The sequence below is a fragment of the Lentzea sp. NPDC004789 genome, assembly GCF_053601075.1.
Map to the genome: position 1 here is coordinate 287,409 of NZ_JBSGBE010000006.1, position 17,285 is coordinate 304,693.

18 protein-coding genes and 1 tRNA gene are annotated in these 17,285 nt (G+C 68.8%); 7 read left to right on the top strand and 12 right to left on the bottom strand.

Going from position 1 to position 17,285, the window contains the following annotated elements; translation table 11 throughout:
- Positions 1–139 precede the first annotated feature (139 nt).
- Both ACWEIJ_RS16570 and ACWEIJ_RS16575 read right to left on the bottom strand, forming a co-directional pair.
- Entirely contained in the window at positions 140–820 is a 681-nt protein-coding gene (locus ACWEIJ_RS16570; protein ID WP_449838023.1) for an SDR family NAD(P)-dependent oxidoreductase, read from the bottom strand.
- A gap of 62 nt (positions 821–882) precedes the next feature.
- On the bottom strand, positions 883–1,473 hold the full coding sequence (locus ACWEIJ_RS16575) for a TetR/AcrR family transcriptional regulator (RefSeq protein WP_449838024.1): 591 nt from the start codon (positions 1,471–1,473) through the stop codon (positions 883–885).
- An 89-nt stretch (positions 1,474–1,562) separates the two neighbouring features.
- Here ACWEIJ_RS16575 and ACWEIJ_RS16580 point away from each other — a divergent pair, with 89 nt between their 5' ends.
- The 3 genes from ACWEIJ_RS16580 to lipA all read left to right on the top strand — a co-directional run bounded on the left by ACWEIJ_RS16580 (position 1,563) and on the right by lipA (position 4,005).
- On the top strand, positions 1,563–1,871 hold the full coding sequence (locus tag ACWEIJ_RS16580; protein ID WP_449838025.1) for a hypothetical protein: 309 nt from the start codon (positions 1,563–1,565) through the stop codon (positions 1,869–1,871).
- 10 nt (positions 1,872–1,881) lie between these two features.
- The gene (locus ACWEIJ_RS16585; protein WP_449838026.1) at positions 1,882–2,772 is read left to right on the top strand and encodes an oxidoreductase; all 891 of its coding nucleotides are present in this window, start codon (positions 1,882–1,884) and stop codon (positions 2,770–2,772) included.
- Between the two features lie 231 nt (positions 2,773–3,003).
- A complete protein-coding gene (lipA, locus tag ACWEIJ_RS16590) occupies positions 3,004–4,005 on the top strand; it encodes a lipoyl synthase (RefSeq protein ID WP_449838027.1) in 1,002 nt (333 codons plus the stop codon).
- Here the strand turns inward: lipA and ACWEIJ_RS16595 are convergent, their stop codons facing one another.
- The 6 genes from ACWEIJ_RS16595 to ACWEIJ_RS16620 all read right to left on the bottom strand — a co-directional run bounded on the left by ACWEIJ_RS16595 (position 4,006) and on the right by ACWEIJ_RS16620 (position 9,560).
- Positions 4,006–4,458, bottom strand: a complete 453-nt coding sequence (locus ACWEIJ_RS16595; protein WP_449838028.1) for a MarR family winged helix-turn-helix transcriptional regulator — start codon at positions 4,456–4,458, stop codon at positions 4,006–4,008.
- A gap of 9 nt (positions 4,459–4,467) precedes the next feature.
- Positions 4,468–6,255, bottom strand: a complete 1,788-nt coding sequence (locus ACWEIJ_RS16600; RefSeq protein WP_449838029.1) for an ABC transporter ATP-binding protein — start codon at positions 6,253–6,255, stop codon at positions 4,468–4,470.
- An 89-nt stretch (positions 6,256–6,344) separates the two neighbouring features.
- A complete protein-coding gene (locus tag ACWEIJ_RS16605; RefSeq protein WP_449838030.1) occupies positions 6,345–7,370 on the bottom strand; it encodes a saccharopine dehydrogenase family protein in 1,026 nt (341 codons plus the stop codon).
- 9 nt (positions 7,371–7,379) lie between these two features.
- Positions 7,380–7,673, bottom strand: coding sequence for a hypothetical protein (locus ACWEIJ_RS16610; protein WP_449838031.1), 294 nt, complete (start codon positions 7,671–7,673; stop codon positions 7,380–7,382).
- A 246-nt stretch (positions 7,674–7,919) separates the two neighbouring features.
- Entirely contained in the window at positions 7,920–9,119 is a 1,200-nt protein-coding gene (locus ACWEIJ_RS16615) for a cytochrome P450 (protein WP_449838032.1), read from the bottom strand.
- 69 nt (positions 9,120–9,188) lie between these two features.
- A complete protein-coding gene (locus ACWEIJ_RS16620; RefSeq protein ID WP_449838033.1) occupies positions 9,189–9,560 on the bottom strand; it encodes a hypothetical protein in 372 nt (123 codons plus the stop codon).
- A 148-nt stretch (positions 9,561–9,708) separates the two neighbouring features.
- Here ACWEIJ_RS16620 and ACWEIJ_RS16625 point away from each other — a divergent pair, with 148 nt between their 5' ends.
- Positions 9,709–10,209, top strand: coding sequence for a hypothetical protein (locus ACWEIJ_RS16625; RefSeq protein ID WP_449838034.1), 501 nt, complete (start codon positions 9,709–9,711; stop codon positions 10,207–10,209).
- The gene (locus tag ACWEIJ_RS16630) at positions 10,206–10,676 is read left to right on the top strand and encodes an N-acetyltransferase family protein (protein ID WP_449838035.1); all 471 of its coding nucleotides are present in this window, start codon (positions 10,206–10,208) and stop codon (positions 10,674–10,676) included. The genes ACWEIJ_RS16625 and ACWEIJ_RS16630 overlap by 4 nt, the downstream gene beginning before the upstream one ends.
- Before the next feature lie 176 nt (positions 10,677–10,852).
- On the opposite strand, the gene ACWEIJ_RS16635 is transcribed toward ACWEIJ_RS16630, so the two are convergent.
- The 3 genes from ACWEIJ_RS16635 to ACWEIJ_RS16645 all read right to left on the bottom strand — a co-directional run bounded on the left by ACWEIJ_RS16635 (position 10,853) and on the right by ACWEIJ_RS16645 (position 11,938).
- A tRNA-Val gene (locus ACWEIJ_RS16635) sits at positions 10,853–10,924 on the bottom strand.
- A 36-nt stretch (positions 10,925–10,960) separates the two neighbouring features.
- Positions 10,961–11,425: a peroxiredoxin gene (locus ACWEIJ_RS16640; protein WP_449838036.1), complete on the bottom strand. Its 465-nt coding sequence runs from the start codon at positions 11,423–11,425 to the stop codon at positions 10,961–10,963.
- 81 nt (positions 11,426–11,506) lie between these two features.
- Positions 11,507–11,938 carry a DUF3052 domain-containing protein gene (locus ACWEIJ_RS16645; protein ID WP_449838037.1) on the bottom strand — a complete coding sequence of 144 codons (432 nt, stop codon included), beginning with the start codon at positions 11,936–11,938 and terminating at the stop codon, positions 11,507–11,509.
- A 320-nt stretch (positions 11,939–12,258) separates the two neighbouring features.
- Between ACWEIJ_RS16645 and aceE the strand changes: the two genes are divergently transcribed.
- Positions 12,259–15,018, top strand: a complete 2,760-nt coding sequence (gene aceE, locus ACWEIJ_RS16650; protein WP_449838038.1) for a pyruvate dehydrogenase (acetyl-transferring), homodimeric type — start codon at positions 12,259–12,261, stop codon at positions 15,016–15,018.
- 46 nt (positions 15,019–15,064) lie between these two features.
- Here aceE and ACWEIJ_RS16655 read toward each other — a convergent pair whose 3' ends face one another.
- Positions 15,065–16,288, bottom strand: a complete 1,224-nt coding sequence (locus ACWEIJ_RS16655) for a DUF4279 domain-containing protein (RefSeq protein WP_449838039.1) — start codon at positions 16,286–16,288, stop codon at positions 15,065–15,067.
- A gap of 174 nt (positions 16,289–16,462) precedes the next feature.
- Between ACWEIJ_RS16655 and ACWEIJ_RS16660 the strand changes: the two genes are divergently transcribed.
- Complete coding sequence (locus ACWEIJ_RS16660; RefSeq protein ID WP_449838040.1) at positions 16,463–17,260, top strand: phosphotransferase; 798 nt, start codon at positions 16,463–16,465, stop codon at positions 17,258–17,260.
- Positions 17,261–17,285 lie beyond the last annotated feature (25 nt).

The window sequence follows — 17,285 nt, forward strand, 5'->3', positions numbered from 1 at the left end:
CGGTGACGTCCAGTAACCCTTGCTGCGCAGAGCCGGTCCACCGAGTGCCCTCGACCCTGATCTTGATCGGTGCACAAGACGCGCGGAACTCATTATCAAAATTCCGTATGGGTACGTTCCCAGTGCTTTCGTCAGAGCCTCAGCGCGTCTCTCCCCACCGTTCCAGAAGTTCGAGTCCGCCGTCCGCCGTGATCACCTGTCCCTGGATCCACGCGGCTTCCTCGGTGCACAGCAAAGCGACAGCATTCGCCACGTCCGCCGGCAAGGTGACGCGGCCGGACGGGCTTTTGATCGCCATCCGATCCACCATGGCGGGATCGAGGTTCATCGGGCCGTTGTCCACGATCGTCGTGACGACCGCGTTCACCGCCACCCGGTACCAGGCCATCTCCAACGCCAGCGTGCGGACCACACCGTGCACGGGCGTCACCGTGTAGCCGGCGATGACCACGCGACCACCGTCGACGAACGCCTTCGCGAGCGGTTCCACGATGTTGAGCAGCGGCGTGAGATCCGGCGAGACGGCGTGGTGCACGAACAGGTCGAGTCCGCCCCGCTCCTGCTTGATCCGGTCGAGCAGGACGCGGACCGCGTTCTCGTCGTGCACGTCCAGCGGCACGACGGACACCGAACCGGGCCTGCCCCCGAGCACCATCCTGGCGCGGTCGATGTCGATGTCGTCGGAGGACGACGTGAGGATGACGTGGACGCCGTTGTCGCAGAGTTTGCCCGCCACCGCGAGCCCGATCCCGTGGGTTCCGGCCGTCACGAGCGCGACCTTGCCCTCGAGTCCCAGGCGTGTGTTGACCGGTTCGATCATGATGACCACCTCGTTGTCGCGTGGTGATCGACGTTGCGCCTGGCCGCTCGGGCCCAGCTCGACTACTTCTTGCGCAGACCCTCCAGCACCCGCAGGATCGCGCGTTCGACGTCACGTCCGGTGCGCTTCGGATCGGACGAGCTCGCGATCGTGCTCGCCCCCGCCGACAGCGCCCCGAAGAGCAGCCTGGCCGTGATCTCCACCGGCAGGTCCTCGATCTCCCCGGCGTCCAGCAGCAGCTGCACGGCCGTGCGGAGCAGGCCGAAGCTGAAGTGCTCCTCGGCCTCGCGCCAGCGTTCCCAGCCCATCACCACCGGCGCCTCGTGCACGATGATCCGCTGGTACTCCGGCTCCAGGCACTTGCGCACGTAGGCGCGCAGACCCGCGACCGCGGTCTCCCAGGCGTCGCCCTCCGCCGTGACCACCGCGGTGAGCGACTCGATCGACCGGGTCTCGACCTGGGCGAAGGCCGCCTCGAACAACGCCTGCTTGCCGCTGAAGTGGTGGTAGAGCGCGCCTTTTGTCACGCGGGCGCGTTTGACGACCTCGTCGAGCGACGTCCCGGCGTAGCCGCGCTTGGTGAACAGGTCGACCGCACTGTCGACCAGCGCCTGCCTGGTCGACTCGGAGTATTCGGCGCGTCGGGTTCGCACGGTCGAAACGTATCTCACATACCGGCAGTACGTACCGGTGGTATGGTGGTGTCATACCGAAGGTATGCGAGAGACCGGGGGTACGAAACATGGGCTGGGCAGATCACTACCGCCGCCGTGACGCACTCGACGCCGTGCTGCGCGACGCCCGCCGCGACCCGTCCGCACCGCTGATCGTGGATCCGGACGTCTTCTCCTCGCGGGACGAACTGCTGCTGGCGCTCGACCACCGCTGGCAGAACAAGCTGACCGCGCGCATGGAGTCCGCCGCGCTGGAGGGGCCGGTCGACGAGCACCTCGTCGCCGCCCGGCTGGCCGCCGAGGAACCGGTGTTGCGCGCGGTGCTCGACAGTCACCTTTCCTCTGGCGCCTTCCGCTCGGCAGTTACCGGGCGGTAGGAATGACTCCATGAGCCATTGGACCGAAGCGGACATCCCCGACCAGACCGGCCGCACCGTCCTCGTGACCGGCGCGAACTCGGGCCTCGGCCTGCGCACGGCGCAGGTGCTCGCGGCCAAGGGCGCGCACGTGATCATGGCGTGCCGTTCCGCCGAACGCGGTGAAGCCGCGCGGCTCTCGGTCGGCGGCTCAGCCGAGGTGCTCCAGCTCGACCTGGCCGACCTCGGCTCCGTGCGCGCCGCGGCGGAGAAGGTCGAGACGCTGGACGTGCTGATCAACAACGCGGGCATCATGGCCGTCCCGCACGGCAGGACCGCGGACGGCTTCGAGCGCCAGTTCGGCACCAACCACCTGGGCCACGCCGCCCTGACGTGGCTACTGCTGCCCGTGCTGCGGCAACGTCCAGGCGCGCGCGTTGTCACCGTGGCGTCGCTTGCGCACCAGTACGGCCACATCGACTTCGACGACCCGAACTGGGAGCACCGCTCGTACAGCTACCGCGGCTCCTACGGTCAGTCGAAGCTCGCGAACATCCTGTTCGCCCGCGAGCTGGACCGCCGCTGCCCCGAGGTCACGTCCATCGCGGCGCACCCCGGCGTGACGGCCACCGAGCTGACCAACAACATGGCCGACGCGCACAACTCGTTGTTCCTGCGCATCGGCGGCCGCATCAGCCACCTGTTCTCGCAGTCCGTCGAGATGGGCGCCCTGCCGCAGCTCTACGCCGCGACGTCGCCCGACGCACGTGGTGGCGAGTACTACGGCCCGGACCGCTTCAACGGCTACCGCGGTCACCCCACCAGGGCGCGGATGACGTCGGAGGCCAGGGACGACCTCGCCGCGAACCGCCTGTGGGAGCTCACGATCAAGCTGACCGGCATCACGCCGGATCTGCCGTAGCCGAGGTGCCGGCGCCCTCCCAGGAGGGAGGGGGGAAGGCACCGGCCGGCCCGGTCGTCACCTCCGGGCACGAGCATCTTCACCCCAACGTCGTTCTTCATGCTCGACGCGACCTGCGTGAACAACAGATCGTGAACAACGCGCGCTCCACCGAGAGCCCGGTTCTGGCACTTACCCTCGGTCGGACGTGCGTGACGCCGGACACGCGGGGGCGCAGCGTAGGGTGAGGTGGTGACTGTGGTACCTGAGGGTCGGAAGCTGCTGCGGCTCGAGGTCCGCAACAGCCAGACGCCGATCGAGAAGAAGCCCTCGTGGATCAAGACGCGGGCGAAGATGGGCCCCGAGTACCGGGAGCTCAAGGGTCTGGTCAAGCGCGAAGGCCTGCACACGGTCTGCGAAGAGGCCGGCTGTCCCAACATCTACGAGTGCTGGGAAGACCGCGAGGCCACGTTCCTGATCGGCGGCGAGCAGTGCACCCGGCGCTGCGACTTCTGCCAGATCGACACGGGCAAGCCGGCCGACCTCGACCGCGACGAGCCCCGCCGCGTCGCCGAGTCCGTCCAGGCGATGGGCCTGCGCTACTCCACGGTCACGGGCGTCGCCCGCGACGACCTCGAAGACGGCGGCGCGTGGCTGTACGCCGAGACCGTCCGCCAGATCCACGAGATGAACCCCGGCACCGGCGTCGAGCTGCTGATCCCGGACTTCAACGCGATCCCCGAGCAGCTCGCCGAGGTGTTCGAGTCCCGCCCCGAGGTGCTCGCGCACAACCTGGAGACCGTCCCGCGGATCTTCAAGCGCATCCGCCCGGCGTTCCGCTACGAGCGCTCGCTCGACGTGATCACCAAGGCCCGCGAGTTCGGCCTGGTGACCAAGTCGAACCTGATCCTCGGCATGGGCGAGACCCCGGACGAGGTCACCGAGGCGCTGGCCGACCTCTACGACGCGGGCTGCGACATCATCACCATCACCCAGTACCTGCGCCCGTCGCCGCGGCACCACCCGGTCGAGCGCTGGGTGAAGCCCGAGGAGTTCGTCGAGCACAAGGAGACCGCCGAGAAGATCGGTTTCCTCGGTGTCATGGCGGGTCCGCTGGTCCGCTCCTCCTACCGCGCCGGCCGCCTGTACGCCGAGGCGAAGCAGAAGCGCGGCGAGGACCTGCCGGAGAACCTCCAGCACCTGCTGAAGGTCTCGGCGTCTCAGGAGATCACGAGCCTGCTCGCGCCCCGCTGATCACGCTTCGGCGGTTCGCACCAGCAGTTCCGCCGCCAGTGCGAGCAACTGCCGTTCGGTGGGCGTCAGCGCGCGTTCGAGTGCACCGGCCAGCCAGCGTTCCCGGCTGCCGGTGTACTTGCGCAGCACCTCGACGCCCGCCGGGGTGATGTCGATCAGGTACCGCCGCCCGTCCGCCGGGTCCGCGGTGCGCGAGACCAGCCCCCGTTCGGTCAGGGTCGCGAGGATCCTGGTCAGCGACTGCGGCTGGATGCGCTCGGCCTCGGCCAGCTCCTTCGGGGTGTGCGTGCCGGCGCGGAGCAGCCTGCTCAGCACGGCCAGCACGGCGGGACCGGGGCTGTCGCCGTCGGACTCGGCCCGCATCCGCCAGTTCAGCCGTCCGACGCCTTCCCTGACCACCCGCGCGAGGTGCGCCAGTTCGGCGTCGGTCTGGACGGGTGCTGCGTCGGCCATGGCGTCAGATTAGTGGTCGTCCCCGTTCACGAGACGCGCGTAGCGGCCGTTGAGCGCCAACAGCTCCTCATGCGTGCCGCGTTCGACGAGCCGTCCTTCGTGCAGCACCACGATCTGGTCGGCGTGTTCCACAGTGGACAGCCGGTGCGCGATCGTCAGCGTCGTCCTGCCTTTCGCCAGGCGGTCCAGCTCCGTCTGCACGGCACGTTCGGTGCGGGTGTCGAGCGCGCTGGTCGCCTCGTCGAGGATGAGCACCGGTGGGTTGCGCAGCAGGACGCGGGCGATGGCGATGCGCTGCTTCTCGCCTCCGGAGAAGCGGTGCCCGCGCTGCCCGACGACGGTGTCGTAGCCGTCCGGGAGCCGCGCGATGGTGTCGTGGATGTGCGCGGCCCGTGCCGCGGCCTCCAGTTCGGCGTCGGTGGCGTCGGGTTTGGCGAACCTCAGGTTCTCCCGGACCGTGTCGTGGAACAGGTAGGTCTCCTGCGACACCATGCCGACGCCCGCCGCGAGCGAGGCGAGCGTCACGTCGCGGATGTCCGTGCCGTCGATGCGGATCCGGCCCTCCGTCACCTCGTACAGGCGGGCCACCAGGTAGGCGAGCGTCGTCTTGCCCGAACCGGTCGAGCCGACCAGCGCCGTCGTGGTGCCCGCCGGCACGTCGAGGTCGACGTGCCGCAACGTCCACGGACCGTCGTCGTCGTAGCGGAACGACATCTGCTGCAACGACACCGCGCCGCCACGCACCTCCAGCACCTTCGCGCCAGGCCGTTCCTCGATCTCCACCGGCAGGTCCAGCACCTCGAAGATGCGCGCGAACAACGCCTTCGACGTGGCCACGTTCTGTCCCACCGACTGCATCGCGGTGGCCGGCGCGACCAGCCGGTTCATCATGCTCGTGAACGCGACCACGGTGCCCAGCGAGATCGGCGCGGCCCCACCGGTCAGCAGCAGGCCGGCAGCCCAGTACACCAGCGCGGGGATCACGGTGAGGCTCATCGCCCTGGACGCGGTCTGCCACCGCCCGGCCAGCGCGGCACCCCGTTCCAGCGCGGCGATCTCCCGCGACTCGGCGCCGAACCTCTCCCGCATCGCCTTCTCGTTGCCCATCGTCTTCGCCAGCAGCACGCCGCTGACCGAGAGCGACTCCTCGACCAGCGTCGTCAGCCGGGCCATCCGGTGCGTGCGGCCGCGGGCGAGCGACCGGCGCTTCTTGCCCAGCCGCAGCGTGAACAGCAGGAACAACGGCACCAGCACCAGGCACAGCAGCGCCAGCTGCCAGTCGAGGATCAGGATCGCGGTCGCGATGGCGGCCGCGGTGGTCGCGTTCTGCACGATCGACCCGGCCGTCGTGGTGATCACGTTGTCGACGCCGCCGATGTCGTTGAACACCCGCGACAGCACCTCGCCGCTCTTCGTCCGGGTGAAGAACGCGAGCGACATCCGCTGCAACCTGCCGTACACCGACACCCTCAGGTCGTTCATCACCCTCTGACCGATGGTGTTCGACAGCCCGATCGTCGCGACACCGAGCGAGGCGCTGCCGACCGAGCTCACGATCATCCCGGCGGCCAGCAGGCTGACCAGGACCGGATCCCGCCGGGGCAGCGCGTCGTCGAGGATCGCGCGCAGCAGGAACGGCGCGACGACCCCCAGCCCCGCCTGCACCACCAGCAGGGCGAACAACCCGGCGAGCGCGGCGCGGTGCGGCCGGAACAGCGCGGCGATCCGGCGCAACGGCACCGGCGGGTCGGTCTCTGCTCCGGCCTCGGGTTCGGCGAGCACAGGACGGACACGCACCCCAGAAGTCATACACGTATGTGTACTACATCGGGCGCGAGATCGCTTGAGTATGCGGTTTTCTTGGTTTTTCTATAAACCTATGTTTACTAACTGACGCGGATCTCACCGGCGACGACACCGTCGAGCTCGCGCACGAAGCCGGCACCGAACGCGGTGGACGGGGTGTGCGAGCCGGGCGCGACACCGTTGATCTTGCCGATGGCGCGCAGCACGGAGTCGGCGGTGAGGCTGTAGGCGTTCGGGGTGGTGAGCGCGCACTCGACCCTGGTCTGGCCGTCCCACGCCTCGCCGAACACCTCGGCACGGGTGTTGGCGCGCTTGCGCTCGTCGGGTCCCTTGACCTTGCCGGCGAAGCTCTTCGCGACGTTCTGCACGAGCGACGCCTGCAGGACGGGCGCGAACACCTGCTGCAGCTGCCCGATCACGCCGGGCACGATCGTGAACGTCGTGATGTTCGGGATGCCGGTCGAACGGTAGGCGGTCGACACGTCGCCCCACGGAATGCTGCCCACCTCACGCGGCCCGGAGCGGAAGCGGGCGGTGCGGCGGCGATGTCCGATGCGGACGCTCTTCAGCTCGCCGCCCTCGCGGACCCGGCCACCGACCGCGGAAGCCTCGACCGACGTCTTCGCCGTGCCGGCGCTCGCCCCTCCCCCGACGGCGAACGCGAGGTCGAGGTGCGTGGCGGTGGGCAGGGCGTTGGACAACATCGCGGCGAGACAGTCCGTCGGAACGACATCGAACCCGGCGCCGGGCAACAGCACGATGCCGGCCTTGCGCGCGTCGATGTCCCGCTGGCCGACGGCCTCGAAGACGTCGATCTCACCCGTGATGTCCAAATAGTGCGTGCGCGTCTTCAAGCAGGCGTCGACCATCGCGGCCGAGGTGTGCGAGAACGGACCGGCACAGTGCACGACGGCCTCGACGTCCTCCAGCTGAGCACTGGCCCGGCTCAGGTCGAACGCCCGGTGCTCCAGCCCCAGGGCGGCCGCGACCGGCGCGACCTTCTCCGCGGAACGCCCCGCCAGGATCGGCCGTTCCCCGCGCTTGACCGCGAGCTCCGCGATGAGGCGTCCGGTGTAGCCGTTGGCGCCGTAGACCATCCACGTCATGCCGCGACCTTACCGACGAGTAGCGTTGCGCGGAGCGACCAAAGAGCCGATCAGCAGTAGTGCACCCACCCCGATCACGGGCAACGCCCAGAGCAGCCGGCGATGCCTCAAATCGGCGCAGATGTCCACATAGGCCGGACTGACCGCGGAGGCCGCGGGTTCGTCGAAACCGAGCCCCAGCCCGTTGCCGCACGGCACGAGCGTCCCGCTGGGCGCCTCGACGGCGAGCATCACGAACAGGATCGCACCCCCGCCGAGCAAGAACGCGAGACCGACCACGACGGCGAACGTGCGCACTGACATGAAACAAAAGTTACGTCTCAAATGGACTCGGGGATAGCCCTGGTCAGACGCATTGGGGTTGATCCCCTAATCCCCCGCTGAACGCTCTCACGCCCTGTCGCGCGTGGTGCCGCGGAGAACGAGCGGCGCTGCTCCACTCGGCCGTCACCCGGATCCGGCGCCGGGTCGCCGACCTTGATCCATCCGAGCCGCCGGCCGTGCGAGCGGTCGCCTGTGGACCCGTCCTGTGTGGACCCACCCTGCAGGTCAGCGCCGCAGCACCACGGGAAGGGTTCTGGAGCTGGCCATGATGTCGTTGTCCGTCACGACGGGTTGTTCGTCGCCCGAACAGGTCGTGCGCGGGAACCGGGAGACGAGCTCGCGCAGCACGATCTCCGTCTCCAGCCGGGCGAGCCCGCTCCCGAGGCAGAAGTGCGGCCCGTGCCCGAACGCCACGTGCCCCGTCGCGGCCCGGTCGATCCGGTACTCGGCAGCGTCCTCGTGCGCAACCGGACAGCGCCCAGCGGAACCGAGGTTGATCAACAGCAGGGTGTTCGCGGGCACCTCGACGCCATCGATCTCCACCGGCTCGGTCGTGATGCGGTGCGTGGCGCTGCGGACCGGCGAGTTGTGCCGCAGCGTCTCCTCGATGAGCGCCGGCACGAGGTCCGGGTCCGCGGCGGCCTTCTCCCACAGTTCGTTGTCCAACGCGTCGTGCACGACGTTCGTAATGAGGGCAGCCGTGGTCTCGTGGCCCGCAATCACCAGAAGAAACGCCATCGCCATGAGTTCGTCGTGGCTCAGATGGTCCCCGTTGTCGTCGGCCGCGACCAACGCACCGAACAGCGACGTCTCGTCGAGCCCACCACCCGTGAGCAGACCGTGGAAGTAGCCACCGAGCGCGTTGCTCGCGGGCAGCGACACGTCCGGGTCCATCGACAACATCGTCTCGATCAACGCGCGGACCTCGGCGCGGTCCTCCTCCGGCACGCCGAGGACCTCACCGATGACCCGCAACGGCATCGGCACGGCCAGCGCGTCGACGAGGTCGATCTCCACGCCGACCGGCAGCCCGTCGATCAGCTCTTTCGTGATCTCCTCAAGCCGAGGCGCGAGCCGCGCGACCGCCTCGGCGTTGAACGCCTTGACCGCGAGCGCGCGCAACCGGGCGTGCTTCGGGTTGTCGCTGTTGAGCATGCTCGGCCCGAACAGCCCGCCGGAATCGGTCTGACTGCTGCCCGACTCGGCGAGCTGACGCCGGAACTCCCTCTCCAGCGCCTCGCTGTCCTTCGAGAGGCGCCGGTCCGCCAGCAGCCTGCGGGTGAGCTCAAGCCCAACCGTGACAACCTTGAGCCGAACCCCGTCAGGCCGCACGGCGTCGTGGACCGGCCCTGCTGCTCGCGCGGCGTCCTCGATCCGATGATGCTCACGCGCACGCAAGCCGCCACCGGTCAGCAGATTCGGCATGGCTTCGCCCCCCTCGGTCCCACTACCGTTTCTACCCGGACTTTCCCGAGGGTCAACCGACGGTTCCGCTCACTGGAGCGCGTCGAGCACCTTGATCGTCTCCACCGCGGGCATCCGAGGCGGCGGCGCGGCAATGGCCTTGCGCCCCAGCACCCAGCCGGGAAGGTGGTGCTGCAACGCCGCCCGCCCCTCCGGCGTGATGTCGACAGGAGCCGCCATGCCGTGCTCCATGGCCCGATCGGGCCGCACCCACGTGATCCACCGGCGCTGCTGCAGAACCTCCAGGTCCTCGGCGTCCCACTGCTTGGCGGGCCGGTGCTCCAGGTACCAGCTCGTGGCCCCGCGGTGCACACCACCCTGCTCCACCAGCGCCAGCAGCTTGACCTGCTCCTGCGTGACAGTGGCCGAGACGGGCCCGGAGGCCTTGCCCTTGCGCTTCACCAGTCAGTCGTCCTTCGGAGGAGGCGGGCCCAAACGTCCCCGACAAACGCGTACAAAATACGGCACGAGCACGACCCGCTCCAGGCCCTGACCGTGTACCCGCCGTCACGCGGTGTGACCACCGCACTCCTGGGAGGGCAGCTCAGCCATGAGCCAGCCAGTCGAATCAGGTGAGGGAGTGGTGCACGCCGAGTACCACACCTTCCTGCTGTCGGACGTCGGTGCCTTCCGTTGCGTTCCCCCTGCGGACACCAACGGTCTGGTCGCGGTCGCACCCGGCATCGCCTTCGTCCGAACGGGAATCCACACGGGCAAGGTCCGCCTCCGAGGCGAGGTCCACCACGAGGCGCCAGCGCTAGATCTCGACTCCTGGGAGGAGGTCGTCGAGGTCAGCCTGGAGGCCACCACCGAAGGCCGCGTGATCGCCTGTGGCCTGGGCAGCGACGGCCCGCAGGACATGCCGGTTCTCACACCGCAAGGCGTGGGCCACTACCGCATCCGCGTCCACGCCCGCGGCCGTGACACCGCGGTCGACATGACGGCCGACGAACCGTTCGAGCACTACCTCGTCCAGTGCTGGCCGGCGCCGCCGACCCCAGAAGTGGCCCACAAACACAACGAGGAACATCCCAGGAGGATCGAGCCATGACGCCCCCGCACACCGTGTCGATACGACCGGCCGGTGACCACGACACCACCGCGCTGGCAACACTGCGGCGGGCGTGGTCGGAAGAACAGGCAGGACATCCGCTGGAAGACGACGACTTCGAGGAGTGCTTCGCCCAGTGGTACACGGCAGAAGCACCACGCCGGGCGGCGTTCGTGGCCGAACTCGACGCCAACGCCATCGGCATGATGAACCTCGCCCTGTTCGAACGCATGCCCAAACCGGGCCGGCCGGCCAGCCGATGGGCTTACCTAGGCAACGCGTTCGTACTCGCCGCCCACCGCAACCGCGGCATCGGGACCGCCCTGCTCGACACGGCCGTCACGTACGCACGCACCCGCAACTGCGCCCGCATCGTCCTCTCCCCCAGCGAACGCTCAGTGCGCTTCTACCAGCGAGCCGGCTTCGGCCCGGCCACCATGCTCCTCGCGCACGTCCTCGACAGCTGACGCCACCACCACACCGATGCCAGCGACACAACACCTGGGCGGCCGAGCGAAGCGAGGCCGAACCGGGGGTCCGGGGGCGGAGCCCGCCGGGCGGGGTCTGGGGGTTGCACCCCCAGAAAACACGATGGAGCGAGGTGGTCGACGCTTTCCGTCGACACACCTCGCCCAGAGCGGAATGGGCGCGACAGGGATCGAACCTGCGACCGCTCGGGTGTAAACCGAGTGCTCTTCCGCTGAGCTACACGCCCCGACCCTGCACCCGAGAGCGCAGGGGTACAGCTACATCATGCCTTGAGAGAGGCTACGGCCTTCTTCCAGGCTTCCTGATCGCGGGCCTCGCCGGGCGCGTTGACCTCCGCGAACCGGACGACACCGGAGACGTCGATCAGGAACGTGCCCCGCAGCGCCATGCCCGCGGTCTCGTTGAACACGCCGTAGGCCTGGGCGACGGCGCCGTGCGGCCAGAAGTCGGACAGCAGCGGGAACTGGTAGCCCTCCTGGTTCGCCCACGCCTTCAGGGTGAACGGGGTGTCGACCGACACACCGAGCACCTGGACGTCCTCGTCCTCGTAGGTCGCGAGTTCGTCGCGCAGCTGGCAGAGCTCGCCGTTGCAGATGCCGCTGAACGCGAACGGGTAGAAGACCAGGAGCACGTTCTTCGAGCCGCGGAACGACGACAACGTCACAGGCTGCTTGTTGTAGTCGTTGAGCGTGAAGTCCGGAGCTTCCGAACCGACCTCGACCGCCATGAAACCCCTCCGGTTGACCAAGACGAACCCACGGGCGGAACACGACGCCCGTGGATCAACCCTATGTCAGCCCGGCTGGTGTCAGCGCTTGGCCTTGGCGGATTTCGGCCACACCAGGCGCGTGCCGGCCCAGTCGTCGGCCACGCTGATGTTCGACGTCTGCGACAGGCCCGCGGTGGGCACGGCCTCGGCGATGTCCGAGGGCTCCACGTGGCCCGGGCGGCCGGTCTTCGGGGTGAGAACCCAGATCACGCCGTCCTCGGCGAGCACTCCGGTGGCCTCGAGCAGAGCGTCGACCAGGTCGCCGTCGTCCTCTCGCCACCAGAGCAGGACGACGCTCACCGTCTCGTCGGCGTCCTCGTCGAGGAGGTCGCCTCCGATCTGCTCCTCGACGGCGGCACGAAGGTTGTCGTCGACATCCTCGTCCCAGCCGAGCTCTTGGACGACCATGCCCGGTTCGATCCCGAGCTTCTCGGCGACGCCGATCTTGCCGGCGTCTTCCGCGGCGACCACGGTTTTCACTCCTCCAACTACGCAAGAGCGACAGCCCTAAGACTGCCGCCAGAGTCCGTTACTCGCGCTAGCGAACACTGTCAGCTACCTCCGGCGCAACTGTTGACCACGTGACACGCCGTAACAGGGACCCCTGTGAAGATCCCTAGACTGGCATGAGGCACGCTCTACATACCTCTTATCGCGCGCGCGTGAGCGACACGATCCAGAACTACCGATCAGTAGCGGTGACGAAGTCGTCGCGCAAGGACAACGATAGGAGCGCGTGGCACGGTTTCCGGGCCATCGCGAGGTACCGCCAACGAAGCCGAGGAGACACCTTGAGCCCGCAGAACACCGGCCCCGAGCGGGTGCGTGTCATTCGTGACGGTCTGGCCGCACACCTGCCGGACATCGACCCCGAAGAGACGTCCGAGTGGCTTGAGTCGTTCGACGAGGTGCTCAAGGGCGGTGGCCAGCAGCGCGCCCGTTACCTGATGCTGCGGCTGCTGGAGCGTGCACGTGAGAACCACGTCGGCATGCCCGCGCTGACCAGCACGGACTACGTCAACACCATCCCCACCGAGCGGGAGCCGTGGTTCCCCGGTGACGAGGAGGTGGAGCGCCGCTACCGCGCCTGGATCCGGTGGAACGCCGCGATGACGGTGCACCGCGCGCAGCGGCCGGGCGTGGGTGTCGGTGGCCACATCTCGACGTACGCGTCCAGCGCGTCGCTCTACGAGGTCGGCTTCAACCACTTCTTCCGCGGCAAGAACCACCCCGGTGGCGGTGACCAGGTCTTCATCCAGGGCCACGCCTCCCCCGGTGTCTACGCCCGCGCGTTCCTGGAGGGCCGCCTGTCCGAGCACCAGCTCGACGGCTTCCGCCAGGAGTACTCGCACGCCGGTCCGGGTGGCGGCTTGCCGTCGTACCCGCACCCGCGCCTGATGCCGGACTTCTGGGAGTTCCCCACGGTGTCCATGGGCATCGGCCCGATGAACGCGATCTACCAGGCGCGGTTCAACCGCTACCTGCGCGACCGCGGCTTCAAGGACACCACCGACCAGCACGTGTGGGCGTTCCTCGGCGACGGTGAGATGGACGAGCCGGAGTCGCGCGGTCTGCTGCAGCTCGCCGCGAACGAGCAGCTCGACAACCTCACGTTCGTCGTCAACTGCAACCTGCAGCGCCTCGACGGCCCGGTGCGCGGCAACGGCAAGATCATCCAGGAGCTGGAGTCGTTCTTCCGGGGTGCCGGCTGGAACGTCATCAAGGTCGTCTGGGGCCGCGAGTGGGACGCGCTGCTGCACGCCGACCGCGACGGCGCGCTGGTCAACCTGATGAACGCCACGCCCGACGGTGACTACCAGACCTACAAGGCGAACGACGGCGCGTACATCAAGGAGCACTTCTTCGGCCGCGACCCGCGGACGAAGGCGCTCGTCGAGGCCATGAGCGACGACGAGGTGTGGAACCTCAAGCGCGGCGGCCACGACTACCGCAAGGTCTACGCGGCGTACAAGGCGGCCACCGAGACCGTCGGCCAGCCGACCGTCATCCTCGCCAAGACGATCAAGGGCTACTCGCTCGGCAAGCACTTCGCGGCGCGCAACGCGACGCACCAGATGAAGAAGATGACCCTCGACGACCTCAAGGGCTTCCGGGACAGCCTGCGCATCCCGATCTCCGACGAGGTGCTCGAGAAGGACCCGTACCTGCCGCCGTACTACCACCCCGGCCAGGACTCGCCGGAGATCCAGTACATGCTGGAGCGCCGCCGTCAGCTGGGTGGTTTCGTACCGGAGCGCCGCACGAAGTCCAAGGCTCTCGTGCTGCCGGGCGACAAGGTCTACGAGGGCATCCGCCGCGGTTCCGGCAAGCAGGAGGTCGCCACGACGATGGCGTTCGTCCGGCTCGTCCGCGACCTCGCGAAGGACCCGGAGATCGGCCCGCGCATCGTCCCGATCATCCCGGACGAGGCGCGCACGTTCGGCATGGACTCCATGTTCCCGACGCAGAAGATCTACAACCCGAACGGGCAGGCGTACACCTCGGTGGACGCCAACCTGATGCTCGCCTACAAGGAGTCCGAGCAGGGCCAGATCCTGCACGAGGGCATCAACGAGGCGGGTTCCACGGCGTCGTTCACGGCGGTCGGCACGTCCTACGCGACGCAGGGCGAGCCGATGATCCCGATCTACATCTTCTACTCGATGTTCGGCTTCCAGCGCACGGGCGACGGCCTGTGGGCGGCGGCGGACCAGATGGCGCGCGGCTTCGTGCTCGGTGCCACCGCGGGCCGCACCACGCTGACCGGTGAGGGCCTGCAGCACGCCGACGGCCACTCGCTGCTGCTGGCGCACACGAACCCGGCCGTGATCGCGTACGACCCGGCGTGGTCGTTCGAGGTGGCGCACATCGTCAAGGACGGTCTGCGGAGGATGTACGGCGAGAACGCCGAGAACGTCTTCTACTACATGACGGTCTACAACGAGCCGTACGTCCAGCCGGCCGAGCCGGAGAACCTGGACGTGGAAGGCCTCCTGCGGGGCCTCTACAAGTACCAGGACGGCCCGCAGACCGGTGGTCCGCGTGCGCAGATCCTCGGCTCCGGCGTCGGCCTCCCGTGGGCTCTCAAGGCCCAGCAGCTGCTGGCCGACGAGTGGGGCGTCTCCGCCGACGTGTGGTCCGCCACGTCGTACTCGGAGCTGCGCCGCGACGCCGTCGACACCGACCGCCACAACCTGCTGCACCCGGACGCCGAGCCGCGCGTGCCGTACGTGACGCAGGCGCTGCAGAACGTCCAGGGCCCGGTCATCGCCGTCTCCGACTGGGCGTCGGCGATCCCGGACCTGATCCGCCCGTACGTCCCGACCGACATGACGACCCTGGGCACGGACGGCTTCGGCTTCTCCGACACCCGCCCGGCCGCCCGCCGCCACTTCCTGGTGGACGCGGAGTCCGTCGTCGTCGCCACCCTGGCCGCACTGGCCAAGCGCGGCGAGGTCGGCCAGGACAAGGTCGTCGAGGCGGCCCGCAAGTACCGCATCGACGACGTGCAGGCGGCGGGTCCGTCCACGTCGGACGCGGGCCTCGCGTAGTTCGCGCTGAGAAAGGGCCGCCCTGCCTTGCGCGGGGCGGCCTTTCTCACGCCCTGAGGGCGAACTCGGTGTACTCGCCGGTGATGGTGAACCCGAGACGCCGGTAGAGGGCCTCACCCTCCGGAGAGGCCTGCAGAACGGCGGCTCGGTGCCCCTCTGCCTCCGCGGTGTGCAACGCAGCCAAGGTGATCGCACCGCCGTAGCCACGCCTGCGGTCTCCGGCGAGGGTCGCGATGTTGTAGATCCCGGCGACATCCGCGTGCGGGAACATTTCCGCCGTGCACACCGCACGCCTGCCCACGTAGCCGACGAAGTAGCGAGACCGGCCGTTCAACGCGTGCGGGGCCACGTCGGCGTAGAACTGGCGAACCACGGCGGCGGGCGGGTCCCAGTTCGCGGCGAGCACCTCCGCGTAGTCCGCGAGCTCCGCCTCGGTGGTGACGCGGCGAATTTCGAGCCCGTCGGCGTGCGGTTCCGACAGGGCCGCGCCGACGAGGTCGAGCCACATCGTCACCCCCGTCTCCCCTCCTGAGGCGCCGGCCTGCACCAGCGCCCTGCGGAGTCCGGCCGGAGCCGAGGCAGGCCCGACCCACCACGAGAACGGGCGCCCGGTCGCCAGCACCTCGCTCACCGTCTCCGCGACGCGTGCTGTGACGTTGTCCGCGGTGAACCGGGCCGCGGCGACGACGTTGAACGTGTCGTCGGCCAGACCGCTGTCGGCGATCAGCAGGTCATCGGTCTCGACCACGGTCGCCTGCCCGAGATGCCGGTGCAGGTGGCAGGCGTGCTCGGCGAGGTTCTCCTCCGTGCTCGTCAGCAGGTCGACGGTGAGCCGGCGCAACGGTTCGTCTGGAGGAGCGACGTGGTCGTACTCGTCGACGTCGAACGATGCGCGGACGTCGGCGAGGAACGCGATCAGCTCAGGCGAGAAGCACCAGCCGACCGGCGCACTCTCCGACGCCACGTCGCCGTCGTCGTTGAAGTAGCGCACCACCTCAAGGACGGCCCTCACCTCCGGGTCGGCGGTGAGGCGCACGAGCTCGTCGCGAACGGGCCGCAGGCGGTCGACGAGGTGCCCCACCTGGTCTCCGATCGCCTCGTTGCTCTTCCGGACGATCTCCCAGACGTGCACCGGCGGCACGTCCAGCTCGACGCTGCTGCTGCCCCGCACCCCGGCCCAGTCCGGCTCAAGACCGAGCCGCCGCGACATCTCGGCCGCGGAGATCTCCGGGCTCTTCAGTGCGAAGGACGTGTACTGCTCGACGCGCATCGCGCCATCGGACCACGCCCGGAGAACCGCTCGCGACCGATATATCAGTTACCCGCAACGCCTCTTTGCAACGACTCTTTTGTGGACGAAGTCAAAAGACTCATTGCTAAGACGCTGGTCAGGGCAACCGATATATCAGTTGACGCAGCGCGCCAGCGCTCTAGCTTGCGAGTCATGCCACAAGAGCCCTACGACCGCCTCGCGGACCTCGGCCACACCAATCCCGCCGAGCGGCACGGGCCGACGGTCGCGCATCCGGCACAGCCGTGGACGGCGAACGTGCACGCGTTCCTGCGTCACCTGGAGGCCGAGGGGTTCGAGGCGGCGCCGCGCGTGGCCGGCTCGGGCTTCGACGGCGCCGGCCACGAGGTCCTGACGTGGCTGGACGGCACGATCCTCGCCGAGGAGGTGTGGCCGGACCCGGAACGTTCGCTGCACGAGCTCGGAGCACTGCTGGGCCGCCTGCACGAGATCAGCCGTTCGTTCAGGCCGCCGGACGGGCCGTGGATGCCGTGGTCGTTGCGCAGCAACGCGGCCGGCGCGGTGATCAGCCACGGCAACATCGCGCCGTGGCACGTGGTGTTCGACGGCGGGCGTCCGGCAGGCCTCATCGGCTGGGAGTACACCGGCCCGGTCGATCCGGTCGACGAGGTCGCCGTCACCGCCTGGTACTGCGCGCAGCTGTTCGACGACGACGTCGCCGCGGCCATCGGCCTCCCAGCCGCGGCGACCCGCGCCGAGTGGTTCCGGAGCTTCCTCGACGGCTATCGCCTGCCACGCGCAGCCCGGGCAGACCTCGTCGACCGCGTCCTGCGTTTCGTGATCAAGGACAACGGCTGGTACGCGCGCATCCGGAACTTCACCCGCGAGTCGCGCGATGCCGAGGGCCTCTGGACGCTCTCGTGGCAGTCACGTGCCGCGCTCTGGACCCTCGAACACCGCGACCTGCTCATCCGCACGGCGACCGCGTGAGGTCGTGCTGTCAGCGCGTAACTCA